At 49.7% G+C, this 12,653-nt stretch carries 14 protein-coding genes; 1 reads left to right on the forward strand and 13 read right to left on the reverse strand.

Features of this window, described 5'->3' with window-relative positions:
- Nucleotides 1-751 (reverse strand): hypothetical protein (locus tag ENN68_04255; protein HDS45295.1); only part of this gene is annotated, 751 nt, incomplete at its 3' end.
- Nucleotides 752-778: 27 nt separating this feature from the next.
- On the opposite strand from ENN68_04255, the gene ENN68_04260 reads away from it, so the two are divergent.
- Nucleotides 779-2,002: an ATP-grasp domain-containing protein gene (locus ENN68_04260; GenBank protein ID HDS45296.1), complete on the forward strand. Its 1,224-nt coding sequence runs from the start codon at nucleotides 779-781 to the stop codon at nucleotides 2,000-2,002.
- Here the strand turns inward: ENN68_04260 and ENN68_04265 are convergent, their stop codons facing one another.
- The 12 genes from ENN68_04265 to ENN68_04320 all read right to left on the reverse strand — a co-directional run bounded on the left by ENN68_04265 (nucleotide 2,003) and on the right by ENN68_04320 (nucleotide 12,457).
- Entirely contained in the window at nucleotides 2,003-2,650 is a 648-nt protein-coding gene (locus ENN68_04265) for a PHP domain-containing protein (protein HDS45297.1), read from the reverse strand. It abuts the gene before it with no gap.
- Entirely contained in the window at nucleotides 2,647-3,405 is a 759-nt protein-coding gene (locus tag ENN68_04270; GenBank protein ID HDS45298.1) for a hypothetical protein, read from the reverse strand. The genes ENN68_04265 and ENN68_04270 overlap by 4 nt, the downstream gene beginning before the upstream one ends.
- Nucleotides 3,405-4,370 (reverse strand): glycosyltransferase family 2 protein, encoded by a 966-nt coding sequence (locus ENN68_04275; GenBank protein ID HDS45299.1) that lies wholly within the window; start codon nucleotides 4,368-4,370, stop codon nucleotides 3,405-3,407. Before ENN68_04275 ends, ENN68_04270 begins: the two co-directional genes overlap by 1 nt.
- On the reverse strand, nucleotides 4,370-5,737 hold the full coding sequence (locus tag ENN68_04280) for a nucleotide sugar dehydrogenase (protein HDS45300.1): 1,368 nt from the start codon (nucleotides 5,735-5,737) through the stop codon (nucleotides 4,370-4,372). The genes ENN68_04275 and ENN68_04280 overlap by 1 nt, the downstream gene beginning before the upstream one ends.
- Before the next feature lie 6 nt (nucleotides 5,738-5,743).
- Nucleotides 5,744-6,310 (reverse strand): N-acetyltransferase, encoded by a 567-nt coding sequence (locus ENN68_04285; protein HDS45301.1) that lies wholly within the window; start codon nucleotides 6,308-6,310, stop codon nucleotides 5,744-5,746.
- Nucleotides 6,300-7,235 carry a Gfo/Idh/MocA family oxidoreductase gene (locus ENN68_04290; protein HDS45302.1) on the reverse strand — a complete coding sequence of 312 codons (936 nt, stop codon included), beginning with the start codon at nucleotides 7,233-7,235 and terminating at the stop codon, nucleotides 6,300-6,302. The genes ENN68_04285 and ENN68_04290 overlap by 11 nt, the downstream gene beginning before the upstream one ends.
- Nucleotides 7,236-7,247: 12 nt before the next feature.
- A complete protein-coding gene (locus tag ENN68_04295) occupies nucleotides 7,248-8,336 on the reverse strand; it encodes a DegT/DnrJ/EryC1/StrS family aminotransferase (protein ID HDS45303.1) in 1,089 nt (362 codons plus the stop codon).
- A 218-nt stretch (nucleotides 8,337-8,554) separates the two neighbouring features.
- Nucleotides 8,555-8,947, reverse strand: coding sequence for a hypothetical protein (locus tag ENN68_04300; protein HDS45304.1), 393 nt, complete (start codon nucleotides 8,945-8,947; stop codon nucleotides 8,555-8,557).
- Between the two features lie 441 nt (nucleotides 8,948-9,388).
- Complete coding sequence (locus ENN68_04305) at nucleotides 9,389-10,495, reverse strand: ArsR family transcriptional regulator (GenBank protein HDS45305.1); 1,107 nt, start codon at nucleotides 10,493-10,495, stop codon at nucleotides 9,389-9,391.
- Complete coding sequence (locus ENN68_04310; GenBank protein ID HDS45306.1) at nucleotides 10,492-11,409, reverse strand: DNA cytosine methyltransferase; 918 nt, start codon at nucleotides 11,407-11,409, stop codon at nucleotides 10,492-10,494. The genes ENN68_04305 and ENN68_04310 overlap by 4 nt, the downstream gene beginning before the upstream one ends.
- Nucleotides 11,361-11,705, reverse strand: a complete 345-nt coding sequence (locus tag ENN68_04315; GenBank protein ID HDS45307.1) for a hypothetical protein — start codon at nucleotides 11,703-11,705, stop codon at nucleotides 11,361-11,363. Before ENN68_04315 ends, ENN68_04310 begins: the two co-directional genes overlap by 49 nt.
- A 233-nt stretch (nucleotides 11,706-11,938) precedes the next feature.
- The gene (locus tag ENN68_04320; GenBank protein HDS45308.1) at nucleotides 11,939-12,457 is read right to left on the reverse strand and encodes a hypothetical protein; all 519 of its coding nucleotides are present in this window, start codon (nucleotides 12,455-12,457) and stop codon (nucleotides 11,939-11,941) included.
- Nucleotides 12,458-12,653 lie beyond the last annotated feature (196 nt).

The raw sequence follows: 12,653 nt of genomic DNA on the forward strand, positions 1-12,653 counted from the left end.
ATTTAAATGCCTCTATTAAATACTCACACCCCTTAACTTCTACTAACCTTCCTACAAACAAAACAACATATTTAGAATTAATTCCATATTTTGCTTTTAATTCTTCTTTACTTTTCTTATTTTTAAAATATTCAAGATTCACACCCAGTGGAATAATTTTAATTTTTTCTTTTGTTGATTCAATGACTTCTTGAGAGATTAGATTTAACAATTCATTAGCCCTATGTGAACTAACTGATACGATTACATCACTATTTTTTACAATAAATTGGGCAATATTCCCACCAAGAGGAATCTTTTTTAGCAATGTTATCTCAGATGAATGTATTGTCGTCAAGTGAGGCAATCCAAAGATTTTCTTACAAATAGCCCCAACCAGTCCTTGAGGTATGATCCAATGAGAATGTATAACCTCAATATTCTCTCGGCGTACTAATTTTAAGGCGTAGAGTAGTTCAAACAAGAAAAAAAAAGGCACTTGTATTTTTGCTAGGTGGCTACTTTTAAGATTGTAGGCAATACCGTTGTTATAGGCCAATTTCTGTAAACGAAACGGATAAAAATATGGGAAACGATATATTTTTATTTCGTCTATTTCCTCTTTGAATTTCGCATCATAGCAATGAGGTGCAAGAGCGAACATCTGAAAACCATTGGAAATTAATCTTTTGCTCAACTCATGGATAAACCACCCTGAGGTATCCTTAGGAAATCTCGGATAATTACTTGTAATAACCAAAATTTTTCTCATGAGGTGCTTTAGTATATCGCCATTATCATGTTTTCCCTATACCTGGTAGATTTCCCAAAATATATATATCCAACCGCTCATTATACTTGTCACACTATGTCTGTGCTCATCACCACGGCAAACAGTCCCAAAGCACTCGCCGCAGTTAGAAGCCTGGGGAGCAAGGGTGTTGACGTCACAACCGCAGATGAACAGGGATTTGCTTTAAGTTCCCTCTCTAAGTACTCTAAGGATTTTTTCTTATATCCGTCGCCGATAAAATACCCCTCTAGGTTCATCCGTTATTTACGCACTTTCCTTAAAAACCATAAACATGAGGTTTTAATGCCCGTTTATTCCAACGACACATATCTAATTGCAAAATACAAATCGTCCCTCGAGCCATTCGTTAAAATCCCCCTGCATGACTTCGCTATAGTGATGAAGGTTAATGATAAAGGATATTTGATGCAAATAGCCGAAGAACTTGGAATTCCGGTGCCACAAACCTATTTTATTGATGATTTGAAAAAAATGCATGAAGTTACTAATAAATTAGTTTTTCCCGCTGTTATAAAACTGAGAGAGACTGCGAGCAGTATTGGCATCTCATATGTATATTCCCGGGATGGGTTAATCTCAAAATATAAAGAAACCATTTCAAAATACCACCTTTACCCTTCCAAGTATCCGTTGATTCAAGAATATGTTGATGGCGACGGCTACGGTGTCTCCCTGCTTTTTAACCAAGGGGATTTGAGGGCAAAAATCACGCATAAACGGCTTCGGGAATATCCTATCACCGGGGGGCCTAGCACCTATAGAATCAGCGTTAAACATCAAGAAATGGAGGATTATGCAATTGATTTACTCAAGCATTTCAACTGGCATGGCGTTGCGATGGTAGAATTTAAGCTTGACCGAAAGACAAAAAAGCCGATTTTAATGGAGGTAAATCCTCGCTTCTGGGGATCTATTAACCAGGCTGTCAAGGCTGGTGTAGATTTCCCATATCTCCTGTACAAAATGGCGGTAGAAGGTGACATAACGCCCGTATTAAATTATGAAATCGGTGTAAAAACTACAAATATTTTCATTGACTACGTCGCTCTTTTAAACTACGTAAGAAGAACAGGTGACATTGGGCTGATAAAAGAGTTTTTTTACTTACCTGTCAATGATGACATACTCTCGTTTGACGACCCGCTTCCTGTCTTGAGTTTTATGTATTCTGGTCTAAAAGAAATGGTTCATAGCCGATACAAGGGGTAGTCATCCTTTTAATCGTTTGATTGCGGCTCCTGAAATGATGCTAATTTTCTGTAATAAGGGCGAGGTTATGCCGCCCGTTTCAAATTTTCCCTCCAATATAATTTTCCTTAAATCATCTTCATTACAATTCGACATGCTTCCTGCGAGATTCCATACTCTCCCCAACTCAAACGAAATGTGGGCATCACTTCCTGCAATAATAGGTTTCTTTAACTCTTTTGCCAAATCTTGTGCTTTAACGTTCAATTCTACTGAGGTTCTACCATTTATCCCTTCTATGATGTCTACCGTCTTTATCAATTTATTACCTGGAAATCTCTTTCTTCTATAGGGATGCGGGAGGACGGAATTGCCACCTTGATCTCTAATTTCATCAATAAGCTCTTCAAATCTTTGTGATTTTAATTCTTCATTTAAAAACAATCCTATGACGTCTCCATAATCTGTATTAACCTCTGAGCCAACTATGATTAATATATTATCTTGCTTAATAGATTTTGCCTGCAATCCGCCTTTAATTGTGTTGTGGTCGGTAATTGCAATAGCATCTAGAGCCCTTTGCTTTGCTATTTTTAGTATTCGTTGCGGAGAAAGGACACCATCATAGGAATGTTTGCTATGTACATGAGGATCAAATTTAATAGTCAAGCGTTTTCCCTCCGCGTAAATAGAAATTTTTTCCCAATATTAACTGAAAGATCCACTGCAGAACTCAAAATCCACTCTTTTTTGGTCGTCGTCCACCGTTCAGGATGCGCTAAAATGTAGAGGTGGCTTGCATGATTACCTTTTATGACCTCGATTAAATCATCTGTTGCGTTTACCACTAACCCTTCATTTTGATCTGACATAAAATCCCGCAGTTTGTTCTTCAAGTTCCAGCTCCGACCAGTATCCGAAAAATAAGTAACATCCTTTACAGACAAATAAGCCTCGCCATCTATATTAAAATCCCTAAAATCGTATCGGCTCCACAAATACCTATTATCAATTTTCGATAAAGGGCTCCCGTGCATGCATATCGTTTTGATTTCTACAATTTTCTTGAATTCTGCGATTTCCTTTTTGAATAATTCTATCGCTTTTTCGTAATCTCCTTTTGCTTTGCTCAGAACTTCGTAATGGTAGCCTACCTCGTGACCTAAATCATGAACGACTTTAATCACTTTAGGATGAAACGTGTAAGGGTATCGGAAATAATAAGTCGCGGGTATCCCTAGATCGTGCTCTACCAATGCAATTCTCAGCGCATTTTTAAGTTTCCGGTCTATATCATGCCGGAGAATAACCGACATCCTTTGCCCTTGTCCAGTGAGATACGAATAAACTGTTTGGGGTTTATAACCGCTCTCTAAAAGTGCCGTACATAACTGCTCATATTTTTCCACCGTAAAATCCCGCATCACTCTTCCCATCTACTGTTCCTCCGTTCGCTCGTATCCACCTGCATATCGAAGAGCATCGCGAAGAGCAGGAACTGCACACCGAGCATGAACGCCAGGAGCGAAAGCGTCGCGCGAATGAACAGCGGTCCACCCTCCACGAACTTGTAGTAGAGCGAGTAGAGTATGCCCAGAAACCCCAGCGGCGCGAGGATGATCCCGAAGAAGTAGAAGAGCACGAGCGGATGGAAGCTCAGGATCACATACTTCATCTGCAGCCGCCAGAAGAAATCCTTCAGCAGCAGCCACGAGACCTTGACGATGTATTTGCTGTACTTGATCCCTGACTTCTCGCGCCCGTATTTCGCTGGCATCACGACATCCTTCACCCGGAAGCCCTGCACGTTCAACCGCACGAGTAGATCGTTGCAGTACCCGTACCAGGGATACACGGAATCGAGCGAGAGCCGTTCCAGTGCAGTCTTCGAGATCGCCGTGTACCCGTTCTGGGGGTCCATCAGCTGCCAGTAGCCCGAGCCAACCTTCGTTAAGAAGGTGAGCAGCGAATTGCCAATGAACCGCCATTTCGTCATGCCACGTCGATATTCGTGGCTCAAGAGTCGATTACCTTTGGTGTAATCCGCTCTGCCGTCCACGATCGGATCCAGGAACTGTGGCAGCAGCACGGGATCCATCTGGTTATCGCCCGCCATCACCGCGGCGATATCCATTTCTTCTTCCAATGCTTTCTTATAGCCGGAAACAATTGCACCGCCAACGCCCTTGTTCTTCTCGTGCTGGATAAAAACGATCCGCTTATCGGTTTCTTGTACCGCTTGGATGACCTTTGCAGTTGCATCTTTCGAGGCGTCGTCAACTGCATAGATTTTATCGACGTACTCGGGAATGCCCGTCAATGTCTCCCTAATCAGTTTCTCTTCGTTGTACGCGGGCACGACCACGCCTATTCTGTGTTCTCGATACATTACCCATTAAACCCCTGCCGGGGTTTCCCAACGCCTTTATAAACAAAACCCAACCGTTCACACTCAGTCTTATCGTAGGCATTCCTGCCATCCACGATCACCGGCGTGTGCATCTTCCTCTTTATCCTCACCAGATCCAGATTGAGATAATCTTTATGTTTCACCACGAGCACGAGTGCATCCGCATCCGTGACCGCCTCGTCGAGCACTTTGGTAAACGGAAGTTCAAACTCGCGGACGTTCGGATCATGCAATGCCGGCTGTGCCCCTTTCGCCCGGAGGATTTCATACAATGGTTTCACGGGCGTATTACGCGTATCATCCGAGTTCTCGACGAACGCAACACCTAACAGCGCGATCTTCGCGCTCTCTACCTTTACTCCTGTATCCCGTAAACCTTCCTCGACAAGCTCAGCCATGTGCGTCGGCATCCACTCATTTAGCTTTCTGCTCTTCACCATCACCTGCGGATCGACCTTGAAGCTGCCGTAAGTGTCCACGCCGTACTTCAGGAGCCAGGTATCTTTTGTCAGGCAGTGGCCGCCCACGCCCGCGCCCGGGAAATGCATATTCCGGATGGGATTGGCAGACGGGTTCGATGGGTCATTTGGCAGGTTGTTCACCAGCTCACGTACCTTAAACACATCCACGCCCAGGCTTTCACAGAGCAGGGCCATCTCGTTCGCAAACGCGATGTTCACGTCCCGGTACGTATTCTCGACCACTTTCGCGACTTCAGCCGTGAGCAGATCAGTTGGATGTAATCCGGCCGTAATGATCTTCGCGTAGAGCGCCATGGCGCGCTTCGTGCTCTCGGCATCGATGCCACCCACAATCCGTGGATACTGGGTGATATTATGGAGCAGCCGGCCCACCATTACGCGTTCATATGAGAATGCGAGCGCGAAATCCTTGCCCGCCTTCATCCCTGACTCCTGCTCCAGGATCGGCTTCACCACGTGTTCCGTCGTACCCGGTGCAACCGTCGATTCGATTATGACCAGCGCGTCTCTTTTCAGGTTGCGCCCCACCTGCGCGCTCGCATCCTTCAAGGATTCGTAGTGCGGTATTCCCTGATCGTCCGTGGGCGTCTGGACATCGATCAGGATAGTATCGGCATCTTTACATTCCGCGAAGTCGTCGGTCACTCGGAACGTCCCCTTCTCGACAACTCGTGCGATGAGCTCGGATAGGCCCGGCTCGTCGCCGCCAATCGGGTTTTTCCCTGCATTGAGCCAGTCGATCTTCCAGCCCGAGCGTTCCGACCGCCGCTGGATGCCTACAACATTGAAGCCGTCAACATCAGCAAACAACGCCGCTGCGGGTATGCCCACGTAGCCCATCCCAACCACCACGAGCTTCGTCATCTCAGATCAGCGCTTTTCTGCCGTAATTCTCACGTTCTTACCGCACTCGCATTCGTACACTCGTTCATCCTTGTTATTCTCGATGAGCTTCTCCAATTTCCGGCCGCAGGAACAGACATATCCCATTAATTCCGCGGGATTGCCGTACACGAGCCCGTAGGCGGGAATATCCCTGGTCACGACGCTCCCCGCGCCGACCATTGCGTGCTCACCGATCGTCACACCGCAGATGACTGTTGCATTCGCACCGATGCTCGCACCGCGTTTCACCACCGTGTCCTCGATTTTCTCCTCACCCCAGCTCAACGACCGTGGATACAGATCGTTCGTAAAAGTAACGGACGGCCCGATAAAGACCTCGTCCTCGATCCTCACACCCTTATAGACCGATACGAAATTCTGGATCTTCACGTTATCCCCGATCTCCACCTCGGTATCAATATACGCGCTCTTCCCGATGATGCAGTTCTTACCGATCTTCGCCTTTTCGCGTACATGGACGAAGTGCCAGATCTTCGTGCCCTCGCCAATCTCTTCACTCTCGACGATCGCGGTGGGGTGTTTAAAGAACATCTTTGCTTCTTCCTTTCGCCCTGATCTCCTCAGTTATCCTCAGATTTGTCAGTGCCTGCTCGGCCGTCACGGGGAATTGCCCTCCCTCTTTCGCGCACCGCACAAAGATCTTCAGCTCCTCCTTCAGCGGTTCTACCTTGCTCACCAGCACCTTCTCGATAATGTTCTCCTGCACGTAGCGCGAATTGACCTCGCTGTACTTCTGCGGCTTGCGATAGATGTAGACCTCCTGGTTCATGAAATCGCCCTCAACCGAGAAGTCGGCATCCTCGACGTAGATACTGCGCGTCTTCTTACACGCTATCCGACTCGCCGATAAAGAGACCGCGCAATCACCAAACCGCGCGATCGCCGTGCACAGGTCCTCATCCCAGACCGAGTTCAGCCGGTACGACGTATGCCCATCCATGAAATAGTTCCACACGAGATCGATATCGTGGATCATCAGGTCCGTCACGACGTCGGCATCCGTGATTCGTGTCGATGCAGGATTGAGCCGTTTGATCTCGATATATCGCGGACGGTTGATGAGCTGCTTGATCTCCTTCACGATTGGATTGAACCGCTCAATGTGCCCCACACCGACCACGACGTGATCCTGTATCGCCCGTACCAGCTGCGCGGCCTCTTCACTGGTGGAGCAGATCGGCTTCTCGATCAAGCAGTGGATTCCCATGCCGACCGCCTGCCGGGCCTGCTCAAAGTGGTATTTCGTTGGCGCGCAGATGCTCACCAAACGCACCGTATCTAACAGTGATTTGATGGAATCACTTACCAGCACGCCTTCCCCGTACTGCTCACTCATGCGCTGAGCTGCGCCGCCGTTAACATCATAAATGTAAACGTCATCGACGTCCTTGAGCTCGGTATACACGCGCACGTGGTTCCTGCCCATCGTGCCCACGCCAATCACGCCAACGTCCATGCTTTCTGCCTGCTACCTTACCTCGTTTACCGCTGCACAGAGGTACACGAGTCCGTCCTTACTCAAAGCGGGGTGGACCGGTAAACTCAAAACCTGTTTCGCTAAGCTCGTCGCCGTCGGGCACTGATCACGCTCATAGCCGAGGTTTTGATATAACGGCTGCAGGTGGATCGGCAGCGGGTAATGCACGGCGGCTCCGATCCAATTCTGGCTCAAATAGTCCAAAAAAGCGTCTCGGCTCATTGGAAAGCTATTCGTCAGTTTCACCACATACTGATGGTACACGTGTCGCACGTTCGCCTCTTTGTACGGTTTCTCCAGCGTGCTATTCAGATGCTGATTCAAATACTTCGCATTGGCTATCCTGCGCTTATTAAACTTCTCGAGCTGATGTAATTGCGCGAGCCCCAGTGCCGCCTGCAGGTTGGTCATGCGATAATTGTAGCCCAGGCTGGTGTGCATATACTTCTGACTCTGGCCATGATTGATGAGCAATCGCACTCGCTCTGCTAACCTGGGATCGTTTGTGGTTACCATGCCGCCCTCGCCCGTCGTCATGTTCTTCGTGCCGTAGAACGAGAAGCAGCTGAGATTACCGAAAGTGCCAACGCGCGCTCGCTCATACTCCGCGCCATGCGCTTGCGCGCAATCTTCAATTAAAAAGAGATGGTGGTCTTCGCATAACGCCTGGAGCGCTTTCACATCAAACGGCTGCCCGAAAAGGTGAACACCCAGTATCGCTTTTGTTTTGGCCGTGATCTTTTCTGCTGCATCGTCTGGGTCAATGTTGAACGTTCTTTCGTTTACGTCAACAAAAATGGGTTTCGCGTTTTGGAACAGAACAGCATTGGCCGTTGCAATAAATGAAAAGTCGGGAACGAGAACCTCATCACCGTTTTTTATATCCAATGCTTTCAGTGCTAAATCCAGTGCCACCGTGCCGCTTGTGGTGGTCACAGCATACTTTACGCCTACGTAAGCTGCGAATTCTTCTTCAAACCGCTTAACCCACTCGCCACTGGCAAGCATCCCTGAGTTTAATACTTCAAGAACGTTATTGATTTCCGTTTCGCCTACCACCGGCTTAGAAAGCGGAACCAAAATTGTTGGACCTGCGAGTGGCGATTCAGAGTTCATGGGATGAAACTAGCACTCATTTATTTTGGAATCCCGACGAAATCCGAACCTTGATACGTCGGCCTAGAATCCTGAACGCGCAGACAAAGCACCAGAATACGTAGAATAGCTCTTCTCCCAATGTGGTTGGCTCGTGAGGCGTGTATCCTTTTATTATCCTTCGATAATTCTCTTTTGTCATCTTAGGTTTTTCCGCGCATGGCGCCAAGCCAGAAGATGAAATCGGGATCCTTCAACCACTGTGGTAATGAAGATGCCCATACGATTGTACTGCTGCCTTGCAGCAACCTCACAGCATGTTCGAAGCCGCGTTTGAAGATCTTCATGCCCCGGGTCTCCAGCAACTTAGCGAATAGCGCCTCCAGTATCTGCACGAGTCTGGTTTCTACGATTGTTCGGCCTACGTCGATCTTGTGCCTCTGCCCGTTGATCAGAACCCTTCGCCATTTCGGCTTCGTGTAGGCTAAAGAGACATTGAGCAACGCCTTTTCCTTCATGCTGAGTACTCGCCAGTTTCCGCGAATCCGCCCCTTATGGAGCTTGTCCCGCAGCATCGTATGAGTTACTACCGTCATGTTCCCCGACCTCGAAGACAAGAAAGAGACGAGCTAGCAGTTGCGTGTAGCCGTCGTGCCTCTTCGCACCACCTTACGAACAAGATAAATGCACGCCCCAGTTTAAATAACTTAGGGTCGCATGCCCATAGGATAAGGACAATAGTTTTGGATATACTGGTAATCATGTGGTTTTCCGTTCGTGAGATTACTTCCTGCCTACGAGCCCCGTTCCGCCCTCCGGTCATCACCGGGTAGAGATCGTGCCGGCGCGCCCACGCGAGGAAGAGGTCTAGCTCGGTCATAACGCCCTCCGTACCCGTTCGCGTCCCTGGATTTCGACGCAGGCCGGGCAGAGGCGGCCTTTCCATCCCGCAGCCTCGATCCCGGCCTCAGTGTAGAACCGCCGGCCCTTTCCGCAACCCAAGCAAATCTTCAGGATCCCTTCGACGTCACTGAGGCTCATCGTTCGCACCTCCCAAGGGTGGCGAGCGAAGTCTGCATGAAGTCGCGCGGATAGTGACCCTTGCTGCGTTCTAGGAGGCCAACGAGCTCTTTGGTCGCGAACGAGAGATCTTGGATGGCGCGAATGTGCGAATGGATGTTCTCAGCGAAGAGGACCTGATTCTGCTGGATCCCATTCATGGCCCTGAGCACAAAGTCGGTCGTGATCGGGTACTCTTTGAGCGAGTTGAAGAAATCCTGGACCTTCAGGTTGTCGAGATCCGCGGTCTCGGCGTGCACCGTCTCCGCCTCGTGGAGATTGAACGAATTGTCAATGACGAACCACAGCCCCTTAGTCGTGCGCACCTGCAGCTTCTTGCCTTCCGCATCGTACTGCTCGGCCAGCGCATTCTTCACAAGCGCATAGTGCTGCTTAGATACTTTGAAACGGTACTGCCGGCCGGCGCGTTCCGTGAAGTCCGCGTCGAGCGCGCGTTCGAGCTGCCTGACGAGCTGGAAGAGCTTGTAGAGCGCGAGCTGTTTCGAGTCCTTGCTCGTGTTCGCGAAGTATGACGCGCGATCGAAGAGGATAACGGACGGGTTCGTCAGCCAAACCTTGCGGCCCTTGAAGATGATGCGCTGCCCGCCGCCCGCGATGCGGAGTGGCGTGAAGTCAAGTCCGTGCTCGAGGAGGAAGCGTCGGCGCATTTCACCCGTCCAGTTCCGCAGCCCCTTCGGAACCTTGAGCGTAAGCATGAACGCGTGCGCTCGGACGGTATCGGGTTTCACCGTGGAGAAGTTCGAATTTTTGGTTGAAGAAGTACGAAAAGGGTCGGTCTTGTCCTGACCTACTTGGGTTGTTTTTCGTACTTCTTTTGGAGGCTCCGCGAGCACTTCCCAGACCCCGTACCCGCACTTCGAAACGACGCCGAGGCGCTTCAGCTGGTCGAGATGGTACTGCAGCGTGGTTTTTGGTACTTTGAGTTGCGCTGCGATTTGCGCGGGCCGGAGGCCGCTTCGGAGGAGTTGTACTAGGGACAAGTTCGAATAAGAGGCCGGTCTTGTGGGTGGGTCTTGAATTCGTACTTCTTTCGATTGGAGATCGAGTATGCACGAGTTCTTCACTGGTCGCGGAGAATGGCTTCGGCGATCGCCCTAGCGAGTAGTGGCGGGACTGCATCACCGAGTTGGTGATAGCGTTGATCGAGCGTACCCTTGAAGATGTAATCGTCGGGGAACGATTGACAGCGAACACACTCCAACCAGGATAATCGCCTCAGTTTGCCCTGGTCCCAGATGATCGTGGATGGTGCACGGAGGCCGTGGAACTCGGTTGCGGTGAGCGTGAAGGGCACGTCCTCCTCGTCGAGAACATGTAAAGCAAACGAGCACTTCTTCCTACCCAATTGGTTCGCGCGCCTGATCGCGCCCGCGATGCCGTCCTTAGAGACGATCTTCGCGCCGCCAGGATACACGATCGTGCCGAACTTCACCCACGGCAAAAGTTCGCGATCGTCGAGCGTGCGCTGAGGATGCTTTGCGTGCGTTGGCAGTGGGTACGGGTACTCGCCAGCGATGCACCGCAGACGCTGCTGCGGCACGCCGTAGTTGGCCGCGCATAGGAGATTGTAGGGCGTGCCGAAAGGTAGGTACCATGCGATCGAGGGCACGTTTTCGAGGATCCAGTATTTGGGCTTGTGCTCTTGTACGATTTGTAGAAAGTGGTTGGTGAGTGTCATATCATACGTCCGGACGCGTTTGGCGAGGCTGAACTCGGTACAGGGCGTGCTCCCGATGACCACATCGGCCTCAGGCAGTTTGTCCGCGGAAAGATCAAGGATGTCCATCTGCCAGGTTTCGATCTCTGGATGATTTAGATTGTAGGAAGAGAGCGCTATCGGGTCGATATCAACACCAAGGATCACATCGAACCCGGCCATCTTGAACCCGAGCGTGGAGCCGCCGGCGCCGCAGAAAAGGTCGATGACTTTCACGCGTCTCTCGTCACTGCTGCAAGAGCGGACTGGTAGACCCGCCATTCCTCAATCGTCGTGAGAATGATGCCATTACCGAGGTCGATGACAAACCCCTGGGCGAGAAGGGCAGAGACGATAGCCTCCCTGAGGCGACGTCCATTTGTCCGCCTAGTCTCGGGAGGGATGAATGTGCAGTCCCAGCGCATTAAAAACCGCGAGTAGTGATACTCATTGACGCGGACAGTGCCAAAAAGCTCCAGGTACCTGATGAGGTCCTGCTCAGAGATCTCGCGTGCGTCATCGATGAAGTGCCCTTCGGGATTGCATTTCCGCTTGTAGTAGATAGGCGGATAGTCCATGAAATCAGCCTATATCTCCGCTGGCGGAAAGCCACAGATAAAATTGGCGATGGTGATAAGAGGCTTCGCGCAAAAACGGCAAAACAGCTTTGGAGTAGGCTTACCAGGAGGAACAGATCGTGCAATTTCTTGTCTTAGTGTACATACCGCGCGACAAACCTAATTCTCCGCTGAGAGAGAAGTTATAGCTAGGAGGTGAAACTAGCTAAACAAGAATGGAGGAACTAGCTCAGCTATGGAGTAAGTTGTCGCTGAAGTAGGTTATCGTACTTGATTGCCTGTTCCGTTTTAGAAGCGATCACTGGGGCGCAGCCATATTTTCTGGCTGCGCTGATTAATCGGTTCTTGTCAACTAGCGAGACAACACCAGAGAGTTTACATTGGATGATTAGCTGGGCATTCCGAACGGGCAGCGGCTGGCCGCTGAAGAATGCGTCGTCGCAAATAGAGGGATACAACGCGATGAGATCGATCTTCGCGCCATCCGCGGCGGCGCCCTTCGAACCTGCAGCACGCATTGCGAGATAGCCACGGCGCTCAAGGTCGCTTCGGACCGAGCGTTCGAAATCTGCACCGCGACGATACTGGGTACTCACGGACCGGCACCAAACGCGAGCCAGCCGAGTGCGATGCCAGCGATGAATGCAGCTGCAGGGTAGAGTCGGTACTTGCGTGCCTTCTTCTCTTGACAGTAAGCCACGATCGCATTGGATAAGACTGTCTTTCGATTGAGCCCGGTCGCTAACGCGCACCTGGTGATCTCATCGTATGCCTCTAGAGTCACAGCTACAGTTTTACGGTTTAACCCTGAATTTGACACCAGCGACTATTACTATATTGATTTAAACCGAAACAGATAAGTGTAAAGCCCCCAAATATCTAATAGAGACATAAATGGTGGCGATAGCTATGAATAGTGCTTATGAATGCATAAACACCCTGCATGCG

The sequence above is a fragment of the Methanomicrobia archaeon genome, assembly GCA_011049045.1.
Classification (GTDB): domain Archaea; phylum Halobacteriota; class Syntropharchaeia; order Alkanophagales; family Methanospirareceae; genus JACGMN01.

What these genes read in the sequence shown, in the direction of transcription:
- ENN68_04260 (HDS45296.1), top strand. Translation starts at nt 779, where the DNA reads ATGTTTTCCCTATACCTGGTAGATTTCCCAAAATATATATATCCAACC.
- ENN68_04270 (HDS45298.1), bottom strand. Translation starts at nt 3,405, where the DNA reads ATGCGGGATTTTACGGTGGAAAAATATGAGCAGTTATGTACGGCACTT.
- ENN68_04275 (HDS45299.1), bottom strand. Translation starts at nt 4,370, where the DNA reads ATGTATCGAGAACACAGAATAGGCGTGGTCGTGCCCGCGTACAACGAA.
- ENN68_04280 (HDS45300.1), bottom strand. Translation starts at nt 5,737, where the DNA reads ATGACGAAGCTCGTGGTGGTTGGGATGGGCTACGTGGGCATACCCGCA.
- ENN68_04285 (HDS45301.1), bottom strand. Translation starts at nt 6,310, where the DNA reads ATGTTCTTTAAACACCCCACCGCGATCGTCGAGAGTGAAGAGATTGGC.
- ENN68_04290 (HDS45302.1), bottom strand. Translation starts at nt 7,235, where the DNA reads ATGGACGTTGGCGTGATTGGCGTGGGCACGATGGGCAGGAACCACGTG.
- ENN68_04300 (HDS45304.1), bottom strand. Translation starts at nt 8,947, where the DNA reads ATGACGGTAGTAACTCATACGATGCTGCGGGACAAGCTCCATAAGGGG.
- ENN68_04310 (HDS45306.1), bottom strand. Translation starts at nt 11,409, where the DNA reads ATGGCGGGTCTACCAGTCCGCTCTTGCAGCAGTGACGAGAGACGCGTG.
- ENN68_04315 (HDS45307.1), bottom strand. Translation starts at nt 11,705, where the DNA reads ATGGACTATCCGCCTATCTACTACAAGCGGAAATGCAATCCCGAAGGG.